Consider the following 18,050-nt stretch of genomic DNA (forward strand, 5'->3'; position numbering starts at 1 on the left):
GGACGATTTTCCAAGGAACACAGGACGTCTTATTTGATGTTCAGGCTCTCATTTGAAATTATAAGGAACATCAGGCACGTTATTTCCCGAAATAACTCAAAAAAATGCTGAAAGCGGCTCTTTATTCGGTTATAAGGTGTATCAGATTCCTTAAAATTCTGAGGGCGCTTCAAAGTCTTGAATAAGATGCCTCAGATTCGTCAGCATTCACATCATGCTTTGCTCCTCCAATCGTGGGCCAGAGAACAGCAGCGATTCCACCTGAAGCGAAGATTTTTATCGGGATAAGAATTAAAGCTTTATGTCTTGATCGTTTGCTCGCACTTAGGAACGTTCTCACATATTCAGGATGTGGTATGCCTCTGCTGCGACACGTTTAGACCTGCTTCTGCTTTCAGCAAGGTTTGAATACACGCTATATACTATCCGTTCATCCTCAACCTTACACTAATTAGGCTCAAAAAAAGGTCATGCCTTACAGAAGTTCGCTTCTGCACAGGCATGACCTTTTTGGATGTTCGTATGTTGCCAGTTGTATTGCAATGACTGTTGCGATACATCAGGCTGAGACTCCGTATGTGATAAGACCTCTCTGTTTCATGCTGTACGGTACCATGAATGAAACAGCCATCCTCAGCTAGTTATTTTTCGAGGATTTTCATAGGATGCCCATAGGGTACATAAGAATGTGTCACTTGCAGTTATGACTGTTTTTTCTAATTTCAATAGTACGGTAAAAGAGTTAACGCTGTAAGCGCAAATAACGGGAGCACCAGTCGGTTAAAACGTCTACGGCCATAACCATAATACGGATAAGGAGTAGGGTACCCGTATCCTGGGTAAAATCCGCGAGTATGGCCTATCGGATAGTTTGCTCCCGGCATTGCATTTGGAGCCCAGTTCGCATGATTCACCATGGCTTCCGGTCCAACGGGAACAGCCAAGTAGATCATTTCGTCATCCACATTTTCCATAATGCCATCGTAGTGCATACCGTCATTCATCTGTACACATACATAACGGTGCATGTGTTCCTTGCATATTTTCTTCGCTTCCACTTTTTCCACTTGCCAACGCCTCCCTGATTCTGCTCTTGATCACCTTTTCATGGTATTCAGAACTGGGCGAATTGACACTACTGACGAAAAAGCACAAAAAAGAAGCACCCCGTGAGCGGCTTCCTTGGAAGTCTGCTGCGCGGACATCTATTCAGGAAACGTCCTGATCAGATGTCCGCCGGGGTACTTAAATAAAGTTTGTCGGCTTAACTGTAGTATAACAGCGGGATGAACCTGTATCTGTGATGTAATTCACTCCGCTATGTTATAAAAGCAAGAAGAGAAATATTTTTGCAACATCAATTCGGTAATATTCAGTTGCTTGGATAATAAGAGGCACTTCTATCATTTATATTGCTGAGATTTGGGGCGAGAGAAGTGTAATGCCTCCCTCTTTTCTCCACGTCGTGCCGTTAAATCGGTAACAGGCCACATCCAGACAGATAAACCTACATCCGCACTATATTTTCGGCATTCTGGCAAAAGCCCGGACTGTAGGCGATATACATCATACATGTTTCCTCTACAGGGTCTCTAAGACCACCCGTGAGCCGTTTCCGGCCTCACCTGCCGGAATCACTACAAGTTTGCGCGGCAAGCGTGCACGCAGTTCAGGCACATGACTGATTACACCAACAGCCAATCGGTCGTCATGCAATTTTTCCAGAGACGTAATGACGGTATCCAACAGCTCAGGGTCAAGGGTACCGAAGCCTTCATCCAAGAAGAAGAATTGAAGTGGGTACTGACCTCGCAGTTGAATCTGGGCCGACAGTGCCAAAGCCAGTGACAGAGAGGTCAAAAATGTCTCGCCACCTGACAACGTTGATACCGGTCGTTTGACTCCCCCGTTGGCATCATCACAAATCACAAAACCACCACCGGAATCCACCTCCAGTGAATAACGCTGTTTGGTCAGGAAGCGCAGACGCTGAGATGCCGCATGACTAACCTGCATCAGTTGTTCTTCGGCAATATACTCGACAAAAGCATTGCCTCTGAACGCGGATTGCAGTTTGCTGAGCAGTTCGCCTTGATGGCTTACCTCCACCCGCTTGTTCTCCAGTTCGGTCCAGCGAACATGTCGCTGCTCCACATCCTCCAGATCACGTTCTGCACGTGCTTTAGCACGAAGGGCAGCCTCGTCCTCAATTCGGACCTGCTGCAAACGTTCGGTGCAGGCTAACCACTGTTCCTCCGATACAACAGCACCACCCAGCTTTTGTTCCAGTTCACGCAATTGGGATGCCAGTTCACGCTCACGTTCACGGTGCTGCTGGATCTCCCCTGCCAGTCGCTCTGCTTCCTGGGAAGGAATCGCCGCGGACACAACGGCATCATCCGAGTCAAACGGGGATTGTTCCAGCAATTGCCGCCAGCGTTCCTGTGCCTGTTGCAGATGTTCTGTGGCCGAGGCGGCTGCCTGCTGAGCCATAACGTCTTTCTTGGCTGATTCCTGCTTCAGCGTGTCCGCTTCTTTGAAGCGTTGTGCCGAGTCCGAAGCTGTTTTCCGCAGTCCATCCAGACGAGCCTGAGCCGCAGCAATCAGATCTTCTACCCGCTGCTCCCCAACCCACTGGCGCAAGCGCTCTTCCTTCTCGGCCAGCTGTTTGCTATTGCCCTGCCACTCCGTTTGCCACTGAATCAGTTGTTTGTCCAATTCCACTAGCTTCTGCTGAAGAGATTGGATGATTTGGTCTTTTTCCTCAAGGAACGTCACGCTTTTGTTCAGACGTTCCTTGATGTCTTCGGCGCGTGCATCGCGCTCCTGCATCGCCTGATAGAGGGCCTTGGCCTCCTCCTGAGCGATGCCCGGCAGTTCCGCGGCCCAGCGGCCCTGCAAGGCAGCCGCTGCAGCCTCGCTCTCGGCCAGCTTGCGCTCCGCCTGGGCGAGCCCGGCACGGCCGGCCTCCTGCGCAGCTGCCGCTTCCATGCGGCGCTGCTGCGCGCCTACAGCCGCCTGCTGCAACGCGGCGGCTTCGGCCTGGAGCGGCGCTGCTGCGGCAGCCAGCGCCTGCGCGGCTTCGCGCAGCGCAGCGGCACGCGATGCCCAGCCTGCCGGGGAGCGCCCGTGTTCGGGCGACCCGGCGGTCTCGGGCTCCGCTGCCGCAGGCGCGGCCTCGGCTGCGGCCGGAGCTTCGCCGGCCGCAGCGCCAAGCTGCGTCAGCAGGCTGCGACGTTCGTGCAGCTGCTGGCGCAACCCAAAGCGCAGCTCCTGCAGCTCTGCGTGCAGGCTGCGCAGCAGTTCCAGGTCCGCGTCGCCTGCGTGCGGACCTTCTCCCGGCGGCGCAGCCGGGAGTGGGTGATGCGGCGAGCCGCACACCGGGCATGGCTCGCCGTCACGCAGCTCGGCGCGCAATGCGGAGGACAGCCGGTGCAGCTCCTGCTCACGCATTGTGCCACGCAGCTGTTCCTCCGCAAGAGCCAGCAGGCTCTGTTCGCGGCTAATGTCCTGCTCACAGGCAAGCAAGGCCTCAAGACCTGCTGACGCCTGTTCTACCAGATGCTGACGCTGATCACTCAGGCGTCTTTCCTCCTCAGCCGCCGCCTTCAGCTTGTCGGCTCCTTGTTCCGCCGACTGCTTATAGGCTTGCATGTCAGCCTTGTATTGATGTAATTGCTCCGCAGCAGTATCCACACGATGTTTCAGTTCAAGCGCAGCCTGAAGTTGCCTGCGTTCCTCTGACTTCACCTCATTTGGCTTGAGGCTCTCCTGTAGTTCCTCACGCCGTTTGCGCCCGCGCAGCTGCAGCTCCTTTTCTTTCTCAAGTTGCTGTCCCAGCGCAGTCTGCTCGCCCTGCCCCTGTTCCAGAAACTGAGCAAGGCGCGAGCAATCGGCTTGAAGCCCGTCGCGTTCCCGTTGCAGCTCTTTCGCTTGTTCGAGCTGCTCAAGGCGCAGCAACAGTTTCGGTTCTTCCTCCGCCATTTGCTTGCGTGCCGTCTCGGCCTTCTCCGCTTCCTGAACAGCCATACGCTCATGTTCCAGTGCTTGCTGATGAGCTGTCTCGGCGGTATCCTGCCGCTGCTTCTGTGAAGCCATAGCATCTCGAACCGTCTGCAACGCAGGAAGTATTGCATCTGCCGCAACGGATTGTTTCAGCCGTTGTTCGCCTGCCTCTATCTGTGGTTCCAGTGCTTTCAGCTTCTGCTGTTCATCCGTCCGGGCCTGCCGTTCGTTACTTAACTCACGAATTTTGCCCAGTTGTTCAGCTTCCTTCGCAGCTTCATCCAGCGCTTTGCGGGACAATTCAGACTGCTGAACAGCGGCTTGAAGAAGACGTTTCGTTTCTTCCAGCGTCTCCTTGCTGGCATTGCCCAGTCCCTGTTGCTCCGCAGCAAGAGATTGGTGAACCATATCATTATCCTTGACCCGCCGACTTAATTTGATGGCCAACTGGTCCCCATACTTCTCCAGATGGAATAATCGTTGCAACATCTGGCGACGTTCACTGCCTTTGAGTGACAAAAACTCGGCAAACTTTCCTTGCGGAAGCACCACTGCCCGTGTAAAATCATCCATCTTCAAACCAATCACATCTTCAACGCAGCGATTAACATCTGCCAATTTATCGGCAAGTACCTGCTCTTCGCCATTAACCGTCTCTATGAATTTGCTGATCGTGTTACTCACCGACACTTCATTATTTCGTTTGAAACGTCGCTCTACCCGGAACCTGCGAGTGCCTTCCGCCGACATCAGTTCAAATGTAAAAGCAACCGACAACGAATCTTCTGCATGATTCATAATCCCTTGTGTGCCGTTCACCGCACGTTCCACTTTTCCGTACATGGCAAGTGTGATGGCATCCAGCAAGGAAGATTTACCACTACCCGTTGGACCGAAAATACCGAATAGTCCCGTCTCTGTCAGCACGGTAAAATCAATCTCTTGCATCTCCCGATAACTTTGCAGTCCGGCAACTTTTAATAAAATGGGCTTCATCTTTCCTCGACCTCCTCACGCACACCCGGCTCGTCTTCATCCACAAGTTCCAGGAAAAGCTGTACCAGGCTGTCTTCCGGCTGTGCACCGCCCGTCTGACGCTGATAGAACTTACGGAACAGTTCATGTACAGGTAACTCGGATCGTTGCTCCAAAAGTCCTGCTGCAGCCATTTCGGGATACACCGGGCGAATATGAATGATACCTTCATGTGATTTTCGCAGCTGCTGAATCTCCTTCAGAGACATCGCCTCGTCCAGCCACACTTCCATGTCGATAAAAGCCTGCGGATCACGTCCCTCGTCCAGCCAGCGATATACTTCAGCCAGACCACCACGCGCCTGCCAACGAACAAGCGGACGCCCGGACGTTAACAAAACTTCTTCTACATGCGCAGCTCCGCCCGGTGCCAGATCAACCATCGTGACAGACTTGCTCTGCCCCGCTTCCGAGAAGCTGTAGGCGAGAGGAGAACCGCTATATCGAATCACACCATCCCCTTTGACAGCCTGTGCACGATGAAGATGCCCAAGCGCCGTGTATTGCGCACCAGTCGATAGAGACGAAGGGTCCACCGTGTAAGCCCCACCGATCTGAATCGGACGTTCCGAATCACTCTCAAGTCCGCCGAGCACATAGATATGGCTCATGGCCAAGTTCACGGTATCCGGGCGAAAAGAAGCTGCCAGACGCTGCATTAACATGCCCACACGGTGACTGTATGCCTGACGAAGCACATTCTCGTCCCCATCCGTTGTCAGCAATTCATTCAATCTGGCTTCAGAAGGATAAGGTAATGCGGCAATCTGTGCAATTTCTCCGGTTCGCTTTGCATGAATGGTTACCGCTTCTGAAGTAGGCATCCCTACGAGTGTGATGCCCTGTCTGTTCACAAGTGGAGTTACAGAAGCTACACGTTCTGGCTGATCATGATTTCCTGCAATCACCACAAGAGGTCTTCCATGCTCCGTCAGACGCGCTGCCGCTTCATAAAAAAGCTGTTCCGCCGCTGCGGGAGGATTCACCGAATCATACACATCTCCGGCCATCAATATGGCATCCGCCTGCTGCTCATCAGCCACCCTGACGAGTTCATCAACAAAATCTTCCTGTTCACGCAGTCGGCTTCGTCCTTCCAACGTTTTTCCCAAATGCCAGTCCCCTGTATGCAAAATACGCATCGTCCGTTCCACCCCTCTCCCATATGAAATCCATAATTTTAAATTCCGATCCAGTTCTTTTACAATTTCACTGCATGTCCACCATCAAAAAAGTACAGCCATTTCCGGTCAACTTTCCGTCCCAATATATCTTCAATGGCCCGTCCATACAGATCCAGCTGGAAGCGATATTTTTTGGTGAGTTCATCCAAACCACCACGATGCTCCAACACCCGATCCGTCTTGTAATCAAGCAAGACAAGCTCGCCGTCCACCTCATACAGACAATCGATAATCCCTTGTACAAGCACGGTTTCATTTTCAATCGTTGCCTGCATTTTGCTATCTTCATTTAGCATCTGCATATCTGAGTTCGCCGCCTGTTCATGTAGCCATTCCACTGGAGACTGATGTGCCGGAAGTCCATACACAAACGGAATTTCCCGTTTCACCCACGCTGCACGCAATAATTCTTTTCCTGGTTCTGTATTGAAAAATCCGGCCAGTTCTTCAGGTTCGATAGCCGCAGCATGATGGGGTAGCAAAATCTGAAGCTTAATCAACCGCTCAATCGTCTGTTCAATAAGCTGTGAATCAACGGATGAGCCATCTATAGGAAGATGCTGCATCAACGTATGATACACGTTCCCCCGTTCTGCTCCTGTCAGTTGTTTCTCTCCCATAAATTTGGGACGACGCAGATGCAATTTAAAAGACGTGCCCGCAGATCCCGCATCCTGAACGTTCACTTTACCGTTTGAATCTAACCCTGATCCAGTCTCATGCTCGTTCAATTCACTGGATATGCCACGTAGTACATGGCTTGCTTCATCTTTGGTGTGATTGATTCCTGGTGTGTTGTAATCCAATAATGCCTCGGACTGCTCTCCCAGTTCCTCCATGACCTCTACCGACTGGATATCCTGCATCGCAAGTAACGTTTTCAACTCCGTGACAGATGTACTGGCTGCCACCTGAGTTGCTGCTTCATAGGGATATGTCCACGAAAGCCGTTGATCAACTTCGCGAATCAGCCGTGTCTCTTCTTCTTGAAGGGCTACTGTATCTGTACCTGCATCTTCAATGTTTTGGTTAGCCGTATCTTGTACACTCTTCATCAGCTCTTCTACGGTTGAGGATGGAACCAACTTCACAGGCTGAACCGCTTTTAGTGCAGCAAGTCGTTCTTTCCGCACCTCAGTCATCCCGTCTTCTTCTCCAAGTGTCTGATCCACCACATGATCACGGGATACCTGATCGGCGGAAATAATAGAAATCTCCCATCGTGATTGATCATCTGCAAGACAGGTTGAGAACGAATCATTGCTTCCAGCAAGTTCACGCAGCACAGCCGCATCTGGATGTCTCATCAGGGATGGTCCAATCCAGTCCAGGTAGCTCCGTCCTGCAGCAAGCAGATAGTCTGGCAATGCCAATTCAGGGCTGTCCTTGACCTGAGACCACGCCAGCGCTTTTTTCGCGGCATCTTTTACGGTACCCAGCAGAATCATTTTCTCTTTGGGGCGGGTCAATGCAACGTACAACACACGCATCTCTTCAGCAAGCAGTTCAAATTGCGCACGACGACGAATCGCCAGATTGGCTAATGTAGGATAGGCAACCCGGTTCTCACGATCCACAAACCTTGGACCAAATCCCAGTTCCTTATGCATTAGAAACGGTGCGTTCAGATCCTGTTGATTAAACATCTTGGATATGCCACCAACAAAGACAATCGGAAACTCCAAACCCTTACTCCGGTGAATCGTCATGATACGTACGGCGTTGTCCTGCTCACCAGAACTACCTGCTACAGTCCCGAGGTCTCCCCCGTTTTCCCGCAATCTTGAGACATAGGTCAGGAAACGGAACAAGCCGCGATTTGCAGTTGATTCCTCATATTGTCGTGCGCGATCATACAATGCCTTAAGATTACTTTGACGTTGCAGTCCTCCGGGAAGACCACCAACCCAGTCTAAATACCCGGTTTCCCGATACATACGCCAGATCAGTTCACTTAGACTGCCTTGTCTTGCCTCAAGTCTCCACTGCTCCAATTGACGCATAAAGCGAATTAACTTTTGCTGTAACTCCGAGCCTGAGATCTCCGTTATGCCCAGATCCTCACTCGCATGTCTCGCAACACCAGCATCTTGCATTCCATCTGTATGCAATGTATGCACATCGAATTCATAGACATCATCCAGGATCTCTGCCTCGACTGAAGCTGCTGTCTCCCGCTGTCCCTGTTCCATCTCTGACCAGGCTTCCGGCCACTGTAACTGGACGATATTGGTATCAGGATGATTATCCTGCCGGGATTGTTGTACGGCATTAGTGGAAGAATCGCTCCATTCTCCAGCAGCCGATATAACCGCATCATAGAATGACTGTCTTTTGTCACCAAGCCGAATCTGTGCCAGTTCTTCTTCATCCAGTCCTACAATCGGGGAACGAAGCACGGAAGCAAGCGGAATATCCTGCCTTGGATTATCAACAAGCTGAAGCAGAGACATCATGATTTCCACTTCCGTAGCCTGGAAGTAACCCTTGCTCTGTTCTCCTCCAGCAGGAATTCCCTGCTGTCTGAATTCTTCAATCATGAGCGGAGCCCACATTAAGGTTGAACGCAGCAAGATGACCATGTCACCGTAACGTGCCGGGCGCATCGTTTGCAGGGCTTTGTCATATACATGGAGGGCAGGTTTGTCCGTATCCCCAACCATCTCACGAATACGCCTTGCAATCGCCCGTGCTTCCAACTGGGCTGTCTCAAGTTCGGCACTCTCCAGTTCTGCGGAGACCGATGCATCCCCGTTCTCATCCGTACTCTCTGTCAGATCAGGACCACCGCCCTGACGATCGATCAGCATGAGTTCAGGTGTATACGCCTCATCACCAATCGTTTCTGACGGGAACGTAGCCCCGTATGCCAGTTGAGCTCGTTCATCGTAAGCAATCTCTGCCACACCTTCGTTCATGAGTTGCCGAAATATCATATTGACCGAATGCACGACTTCCGCACGACTGCGGAAATTCCGCGCAAGATCAATACGTTGACCTGTACGATTCAGATGATTTTCCACCATTCCGTCCTCACGTGTGCTCGCTCCATATTGGCGATACTTGTTCATAAACAGACCTGGCTCAGCCAACCGGAAACGGTAGATACTCTGTTTGACATCACCTACCATGAATCGGTTACCCGGGTTTTCTCTGGAGATCAGCTTGACGATATCTTCCTGAACTGTATTGGTGTCCTGATATTCATCTAGTAACACTTCATCGAATCGTGAACGGTACTCCATAGCCGCGTCGGAAGGCATCGACAGTTCAGGCGTTGAATCCTCATGCCGCAAAATGTGAAGGCAGTAATGCTCCAGATCACTGAAGTCAACTTGCCCACGTTCCTGTTTGGCCTGTCGATAACGTTCTCCAAATGTACTAACCAACCTCGACAACTCCTGCATGAGTGGTGCCGCTTGCTCCAGCTCCTGCCAGAACGAAAACGCACTTCTTCCAAACAATGAACCTTTCAGGTCGGTAACTGCCTTTTTCGCAGCCTCACGGAGTTCCTTCACCTGATCTTGTAAAGCAGGGTCCGTTTGATCCTTTTTGCAGGGTTTCAGTTTGCCAAATGTAGCGGGTTGAAACACTTCAGGCAACCTTTCCCATGGCATAACCTGGGCCGCAGACAACAGCTCTTCTACCATCACCAGGTCTTCTTTTAACGTATCTGCATAAGGTGCCGGTCCTTCAGGCTGCATGGAAATATGGATGCCTTGACGGAGCAGTCCTGCCGCACCACTCAAAGCAAGAGCCGCATCACGCAAAATACTCTGAACCCATGCTGAATGTCCAAGTGCCTCCACACTTTCCACCTGAAAAGCAGATGCCATCTCTGAGAGCCAATGATCCGGCCAGGAATGACTGCGGGAGAAATCATACAATCGTTGCACCAGTCGATGCATCGCATCATCATTTCGTTCTCCACTGAACCAGTCCACCAATTCGCGGAATGTACTCCCTTCATCTTCTTCGCCATACTTTTCCTCAAATAGTTCTTCGAGTAGTTCCTGGCGCATGATTTCCGCTTCATTTTCATTTAGGATACGGAAAGCCGGGTTCAACGGAATTTGCTGATAGTAACGGCGAATGACTTCCATACAGAATGAATGCAGCGTTGTAATCGATGCCCGTCCAAGCAGCGACAGCTGCTTACGCAGATGCTCTTCTCCAGGTTGTTCTTCAAGCGCACGTTCCAGCGCTTCCCGAATCCGTTGTTTCATCTCGGCGGCGGCCGCTTTGGTAAATGTAGCTACAAGCAAGCGATCCACACTGAATCCTTGGGAGGGATCTGCAATCTTACGAATAATTCGTTCAACCAATACAGCTGTTTTGCCTGATCCCGCTGCAGCGGCAACCAGAATGTCTTCTCCGCTTTCCGAGATGGCACTCCACTGGTCATCACTCCAGAAGCTTCCTTCCGGTTTGGGCATATTCGTCATGATGTTTCCCCTCCCTTGGTGTGAGATAACATATCCCAGATTTGTTGTTTGCCCGGTTTGGACAACAGGTTGTATTCATTTCCTTCTATATTCTCATCAAACTGACATACAGGCTTATACGGACAGAATGTGCACGCCACTTCCTGCTGAATACGATAAGGCTCAATGGCCACATCTCCATCCGTAATTCGGGTACCAATCTCGCGGATATTACTGCGTACCGAAGCAAGCAGCGTATCCCATTGCTCTGGCGTAGCTACAGCGGCACTGCTATAAAAGCTGCCATCTGCTTTGAGGGCAACCGGAATAATAGCTGAATACCCCTTATCCAGGGTGTTGTCCATTTGTGCAATTGCATCCCGGTCCGCGAGCAGCAAACCTTTCATTTTGAACCGTTTCAGCAGTTCTTGTCCTGCCTGCTCCGATGTCATGCCGTTTGCGGATTGCAACAGCGGGTTATGCACATGGAAATACAACGTCCCTCCCGGCATCGCCGTTTCCCCAAGCCATTCTTCGGCAGCACTAAGTAGCACCTCCAGATAGGTGAGCATCTGCAATGACAGACCATAGTACACTTCATGTAACTTGAGGTCCGTCTGGCTTGATTTATAGTCAATGACACGCAAGAGCAGACCATTCTCGCCTTCTGCCACATCCACACGGTCAATCCGACCCACGATCTCCATCACACATCCGTTCTCCAGTTCAAAACGTAGTGGCGGCAGTGTTTTATCCGGTCCAAAATCAAGCTCCAGCCCAATCGGTTCAAAACTTCCACGTCTGGACTGTTCACCGAGAATAACGGATGCCCGACTAACAATGTCCTTCAATTTGCGGAAAATATAACCGTATCGCTTGGTGCTTAGCAAAATTTCCCCTTGCAGCTGTGGTGCAATCTGCTCCACAGTTTGCTCGGCTTCCTGACGGCATTGGTCTGGAGTCAAACTGCCCCAACTACGATTTTCTTCGCGCAACCGCATAGCCAGCTGGCTTAGTGCAGCATGAAACAGCTGTCCGATATCAGGAGCCTGAAGACGGTACAATTGCCGTTCTTTGAGGCGTAGCCCATGCGAAGCAAAATGAGAGAACGGACAGGCTACGAACCGCTCCATTCGCGAGACACTCGTCCTCACCTCTGTGCCATACAATCTGCGACTGGTAGCTGTACGTAGTGGTAATGCCCGATTACGATAAAAGATCGATCCCATCAACCGCTCCAACTGAGGTCTGCTTGTCTCCCGAGATACATGCCAATTGTAGACCGCCCACCACATTTCAGGGATGTCTTCTCCGCGGCGCCATTTGCGCAATTGTCCAATAAGCGCAGATAGACTCTGACCTGGATGGGTGACATAGGACCAATGCGCTTCTTCCGAGTTCACAACCGGTGGTTGAGCGAGCAATGGCTGTTCTTGTAGACCAAACATTTTCCGTACATGGCGGACAATCTCGGAAGGAAGCAGTGCTTTTCCCTCATCATCAGCAACCGGGTAACTCAGCCACAACTGGCTGCTTGCCGCTGTAAGTGCCGTATAGATCAGAAAACGTTCATCTAACATTTGCCTTGTTGCACCTGGTCCAAGCGCCACGCCTCTTTCCGTCAGTAACGATCTCTCCAGTTCCGTTAATACGCCATCATCCTGAGGTACGGCAGGTAATTCACCATCAACCGCGCCGAGGATAAATACGTATTTGATGTCCTGAAGGCGTGTACGGTCCATGGAACCCACCAATACCTGATCAAGTGCTGGTGGTACCAGACCCAGCTTCAGTTCCGTCAATCCGGTCTCGATCATTCCGGCAAACAGCGTGATATCCAGCCGTTCATTCCCCATCATATCGACCATCTGATCCAATAAATCCAGCACAGCTCCCCACATCTGCCGATGTTCTCTCGACCGTTCGGGGTCACCCTGAGCCTTAGCTTCAGCAGACATATTCTCCAGCTTCCATGGAATCTCAGCATCTTCCAGCAGTCTGTATAGTGCCTCGCATTGGGCTTTGGCTGTCTTTGCCTTTTTCATTCGTTTCTCAAAAACACCCAAAGAATCTGTAATGACCGTTCGGCAGCTCTCCATTAAAGAAAGCATCTGGTCCCGTCCTCGACTACGGCCATCCTGACCGTTATCTTCCAGTGATAAGCTTGGTACATACTTCCACGGTTTGCCGTCAGTCCAGCGATATCCATGAATACCACAGGCCAGTACATAATTCTCAAGCTGGTCCATATCTTCACGGGTGATGGAACCATCACGCGGAAGCAGCAGATCCGTTTTCACACAACGAAATACATCCTCGTAACGCCAGTGGCGCCGAACAATATCCAGTGCGGAACGGATAAATTCAGATAATGGATGATGAAGTTCATTTCTTCTGCGGTCCAGAAAGACAGGCACGCCATAATCACTGAATAACGGTTCGGCTATATCCGCGTAGGTATCCAATTGGCGGACAAGTACCGCCATATCCCGATAACGCGCACCTTCGTTTTGCGCCAGACGCCGCATCTCACGCAGTGCTCCCTCCATCTCAGCTCGTCGGTTCTCCGCTGCAACCAGCCGGATTCCGGAATCAAGACCATCACTTTTCCACCGAATTCGGCGGTCGAAACCAGCCTCCAGATGAGCAAGTCCCGGACGATCCTTGTATCTCGGTGGAATCTCCGAATCTAGCACGGTTATATCGCTCGGTACACCCAGTTCGTCAGCCATCCCTTTGAGACGCGCGTAGGCACTTGCCGTAGGATAAAACAGTTCCAGTTCTCCAGGCAGTGCGCCGTGATCATAAGGACGATCCAATGTCAGTGCAATGGTCACGGAAGAGGACTGCAACATCAGCCGACCGATCACACTCATCTCCTGTGGTGTGAATCCCTGAAAACCATCAATCCAGATCTGGGCATCCTGCAGCAATGCACTTTCCGACAAACGATCTGTCAGCTCGGTCAACGTGTCTTCATCATCAATATACAAATTGGTCAATTCCTGTTCATAGTCACGATATATCAGATTCAAGTCATGCAACTTGTCCTCCAGAATTGGCGAAGTGAATGAGGTATTCCCTCCAAACATCCCTTCTTCCAGCAATGATGGATCAACTTCACAACGTTTAAATTCACTATATAAGTCATTTAATTCGCCTATAAAACCCAGCTGGCTGCCGGATGCACCAAACAGCTTTAATTCTTCCTTACGGCGCTGGATGACCTTATAGAGCAGCATCTTTTTGCCTTCGGCTCCGATCGGAATACGAGCAGAACCACCTGCTTCTTGCATTACACGATAGGCTAAACGGCGAAAGCCGAGCACTTCTGCACGCATGGTACCTTTAATTGCTCCAGAAGACACCAATGCCTGCTCTGTTCGAAAAGAACTCTGTTCGGGAACGAGCAAAATCAAAGGTGTTCCTTGCGGCTCCTTTTGAAGCAGGGATGTAATTTCCCGGGTAATCAGCGAGCTTTTGCCGCTGCCTGCCCGGCCAATAACAAAACGAACGGACATGTCTAATCCTCCAAACCACACGTACAAGATTTTAATTCCCAGTATAACATATCTGACTTGGTTCGGAACATACGTTTGCCACTATTCGGTAAAACCGGAGATCATCTCCGTTAACACAGTAAAACAGCAAAAAGCCCGCAGCTATCACACTGTGGACTTTTGACTTGATCTATACTTGATTGGAACGGAAATCATACAATTAATTCTTTTTACTGCGCACTTCGAAAATAGCAAATTTCAGGTAATGTCCTTCATCCACACCCAAAATTTGCGGGTGATCCTTACCGGCTGCTTTCCAGTCGATCAGACGAAGCACTTTGCCTGCATCTTCTGCTGCATCCGCAATCGTATCCAGGAAGAGGTCTGGACGCATATGATACGAACAGCTTGCTGTTACCAAATATCCGCCCTCATTAACCAGTTTCATTCCTTGCAGGTTGATATCCTTATATCCACGGCATGCACCTTTGACTGCTGATTTTGTTTTGGCAAACGCCGGGGGATCGAGGATAACGACATCGAATGTTTTACCGCCAGCTGTAAGCGCCTTGGATGTATCCACTTTCTGTTCGCCAGCACGCGCACGTGCAGTACGTTCATCCAGTCCTTTCACTTGTTCACGCAAGTACTGGAATGCGTCAGCAACGACGAATTCGACCCGGTCGGTGAAACCGTTCAGCTCCACATTTGTTCGTGCACTCTCAATGGCATGCTCCGAAATATCAAGACAAGTCACTTTTTTGGCTCCATACTTGCAAGCATTTAACGTGAAGCTGCCTGTGTGTGAGAAACACTCCAGTACGGTGGCACCATCCCAATAAGGGAATGTAACTACCTTACCGCTTTTATTCACAGGCAGGAGCTGCTCTGTGCCATCCTGCTCGGTCGTTTGGAGTGTGATTCCACTCTTGTAGCCCCACCCCTTCATGAGCGGTTCGATCGCTGCACGATTTTCGCGTTGGTCGAAGAAGTAACCTGTCTTCTGCCCTTCCACGATGTCCACTTTAATGAGTAGTCCATTTTCTGTAACGGTGACATGTCGTGGGCAATCTCCGTACAGCGGACCTTTGGTCTGCTCCAAACCTTCCAGTTCACGAATCGAGACATCACTGCGCTCATATATGCCTTCTGGCTGCATTACTTCAATGAGTGCCTGTACGATGGCTTCACGGCAACGATCCATGCCAAGTGTAAGCAACTGTACAACGAGGATGCTGCCGAACCGGTCAACGATCAAGCCTGGTAGAAAATCTGCTTCGCCGTAAACGAGACGGTATGCCTCTCCATCCTGGATAAAACGTTCCCGGTGACGCAAGCAATCGCGAAAACGCGCTGCAAAGAACGCCGTATCCATCTGTTCGGACTCCAGCGGTTGATAAGCTACAACTCTTACAGTGATCTGAGATGCAGGATTGTAATATCCTGTCGCCAGATAGCGACCTTGATGATTCAATACATTGACCAGATCTCCCGGCTCCGGGTTTCCGTCAACAGAGGCAATTTCATTGTTAAATATCCATGGATGGGCATGTTCAAGCCGCTTTTTGCGACTGCGTTCGAGTGTAACTGATGGCAAGGTAGATCCACTTCCTTTAATTTAATAGTTCAAAAGATAAGTTTTGTGCGGCGCGTAGGTGGCGTTCCGGTTACGAATCGATCTTCCGATCGCTGTTGTCTCCAGATTTTTTTGATTCCCTTTTTTAAAGGGAAAATCCGGAGACAAAGGCGCACGCTTCGCTTCTTCAGATTCGATTTCGCCCCCTCCACTACGCTTGCACGAATCACCGTATCTTTCGAATTGGGGTGCAGCAACTAGGTGGCGTTCCGGGTTCGAATTGATCTTTCGATCGTTGTTGTCTCCAGATTTTTTTTGATTCCCTTTCTTAAAAGGGAAAATCCGGGGACAAAGGCGCACGCTTCGCTTCTTCAGATTCGATTTCGTCCCCTCCACTACGTTTGCACGAATCACCGTATCTTTCGAATTGGGGTGGCACAATTAGATGGCGCTACGGCGACGAATTGTTCCTCTGATCGCTGTTATCCCCAGATTTTTTTGAACTCCCTTTTCTCAAAGGGAAAATCCGGGGATAAAGGCGAGCGCTTCGCTTCTTCGGTAACAATTTCGTCCCCTCCACTACGTTTGCACGAACCACTGTATCTTTCGAATTAGGGTGGGGTAATTTAGGTCGCTTCCCTCTGAATTCCTTTAGGCTTGTCATGGTTGTCTTTTCTTACTCATAGGATGAGTTAAGGAACCCGGACGGAAGGAATGATGTTTCTATGTTTAGAGATGTGATATTGCCCCTACTCTATGGGCTTATTATCTTTTTTGGTGGCATGAAACTGATGGAGAACGCCTTGCAACGTATGGCAGGGCCCATGTTGGCAGGTTGGCTCAATCGCGCTACCTCTGCTCCATGGAAAGGTATGGCCTTCAGTGCGGGCGCAACGGCCTTGTTACAGAGCAGTACTGCGGTCACCGTGCTCACCATTGGACTGGCTAATGCCAGATTAATTACCTATGGACGCACACTCGGCATCATCCTCGGCACCAACATAGGGACATGCCTGACAACAGAGCTGGTGGGGCTGCAGATTGGACGTGCTTCCCTGCCGCTACTCGTCCTGTCGCTAACGGGCTGGGCCATGTTTGTTGTTCTTGGTGAACGCAATCTGGCCGCTCCTGAACGCACGCGCCAGACTCTGTTTAACATCCAGTACAGCTTCCTCGCAGCCGCAGGATTTGCACTTGTTATGACAGGTATTCAGGTAATGCAATCCATTGCCTTACCCTTGCGGAGCATGGGCGTATTTCAATGGTTTCTCGACCGCTCGGCCGACAGCTTGTGGTGGGGCTTCCTGGCAGGTGCCTGTCTGACAGCGCTCATTCACAGCAGCGCAGCTGTCATTAGCATGGCGATTACGCTCGCAGCCACAGGGGTATTACCTGTGGAGATCGGCATCGCCATTGTGATCGGGTCCAATGTGGGGACCTGCATCACCGCTGTGATTGCTGCCGCGGGCGGAGCATCCGCAGGCAAATTTGTCGCAGCCTCCCATGTTGTATTAAACATTGCGGGAGCGCTGCTGTTTATGCCGCTGATCGGCCAGCTGCATGCAGCTTCGGCCTGGCTGTCAGCGGACTACGGGGCACAAATTGCGCATGCCCAGACCCTTTTTAACATCACCAGTTCACTGCTTGCTTTGCCATTCTGTTACTTGCCGATTTGGCACAAAAAACCACCGGTCCACGCCCCTGCGGCGAAGTCACCCGTGGCTTGATGATCTGCCTATCCAGACCCACAGAACGCGCGGCTAACTGACTCGATCTAGAACAATAATGCGTTATACGTTAATGCCTAACTTGTTCAGGGCTACACGCAAGATATCATCGTTATTATCATATCCGTTCTGCTGCTGTCTGGACCATGCTTCTTCCGGAGCATACCAATCCACACCCTTGATTTCTTCAATCTGAGGCTGCAGATCTCCACTCTCGGCTTCAACGAGATAATAATGAACTTCCTTGTCCACCGGGCCAAAATCTGCATGTTGGTACGTGTAAGCAATAATATCAACCGGCTCTACAATGCGGCCCACCATACCTGTCTCTTCCAAAATCTCGCGCAGTGCCGTCTGTTCGATTGTTTCTCCCTCTTCCATTTTGCCCTTGGCGAGAGTTGTTTTACCATAACGATCTACGATAAGCTGAATTTGAAGACGTCCGTCTTCCCCTGTTCTATAAACAACTCCGCCTGCTGAAATTTCTTTTTTGTTCATCATGCTCTCCCCCATCAACTTCGATATCTTTATCTTATTTTTTTGCAAAAGAAGGACCTCATCTCCCCGGGTAAGCTCCCCAAGGAAATGAAATCCTTGTT

Annotated in this window: 8 protein-coding genes; 1 reads left to right on the forward strand and 7 read right to left on the reverse strand. The window is 50.6% G+C overall.

Annotated features, from left to right (window positions below):
• Positions 1–722: 722 nt before the first annotated feature.
• From QNO02_RS21165 to QNO02_RS21190, 6 genes are all read right to left on the reverse strand, one after another.
• Entirely contained in the window at positions 723–1,067 is a 345-nt protein-coding gene (locus QNO02_RS21165) for a hypothetical protein (protein WP_036674796.1), read from the reverse strand.
• A 514-nt stretch (positions 1,068–1,581) separates the two neighbouring features.
• Entirely contained in the window at positions 1,582–5,001 is a 3,420-nt protein-coding gene (locus QNO02_RS21170; RefSeq protein ID WP_289389889.1) for an AAA family ATPase, read from the reverse strand.
• Positions 4,998–6,182, reverse strand: coding sequence for an exonuclease SbcCD subunit D (locus QNO02_RS21175; protein ID WP_289389890.1), 1,185 nt, complete (start codon positions 6,180–6,182; stop codon positions 4,998–5,000). The genes QNO02_RS21170 and QNO02_RS21175 overlap by 4 nt, the downstream gene beginning before the upstream one ends.
• 59 nt (positions 6,183–6,241) lie before the next feature.
• Complete coding sequence (gene addA / locus QNO02_RS21180) at positions 6,242–10,669, reverse strand: helicase-exonuclease AddAB subunit AddA (protein WP_289389891.1); 4,428 nt, start codon at positions 10,667–10,669, stop codon at positions 6,242–6,244.
• Positions 10,666–14,169: a helicase-exonuclease AddAB subunit AddB gene (gene addB, locus QNO02_RS21185; RefSeq protein WP_289389892.1), complete on the reverse strand. Its 3,504-nt coding sequence runs from the start codon at positions 14,167–14,169 to the stop codon at positions 10,666–10,668. The genes addA and addB overlap by 4 nt, the downstream gene beginning before the upstream one ends.
• Before the next feature lie 199 nt (positions 14,170–14,368).
• Entirely contained in the window at positions 14,369–15,745 is a 1,377-nt protein-coding gene (locus tag QNO02_RS21190; protein WP_289389893.1) for a class I SAM-dependent rRNA methyltransferase, read from the reverse strand.
• A 704-nt stretch (positions 15,746–16,449) separates the two neighbouring features.
• Between QNO02_RS21190 and QNO02_RS21195 the strand changes: the two genes are divergently transcribed.
• Positions 16,450–17,451: a Na/Pi cotransporter family protein gene (locus QNO02_RS21195; protein WP_289389894.1), complete on the forward strand. Its 1,002-nt coding sequence runs from the start codon at positions 16,450–16,452 to the stop codon at positions 17,449–17,451.
• Positions 17,452–17,514: 63 nt separating this feature from the next.
• Here QNO02_RS21195 and QNO02_RS21200 read toward each other — a convergent pair whose 3' ends face one another.
• Positions 17,515–17,952: an NUDIX hydrolase gene (locus QNO02_RS21200; protein WP_133385566.1), complete on the reverse strand. Its 438-nt coding sequence runs from the start codon at positions 17,950–17,952 to the stop codon at positions 17,515–17,517.
• Between the last annotated feature and the right edge of the window lie 98 nt (positions 17,953–18,050).

Source organism: Paenibacillus sp. PK1-4R (genome assembly GCF_030369595.1).
In the GTDB taxonomy this organism is placed as follows: Bacteria; Bacillota; Bacilli; order Paenibacillales; family Paenibacillaceae; genus Paenibacillus.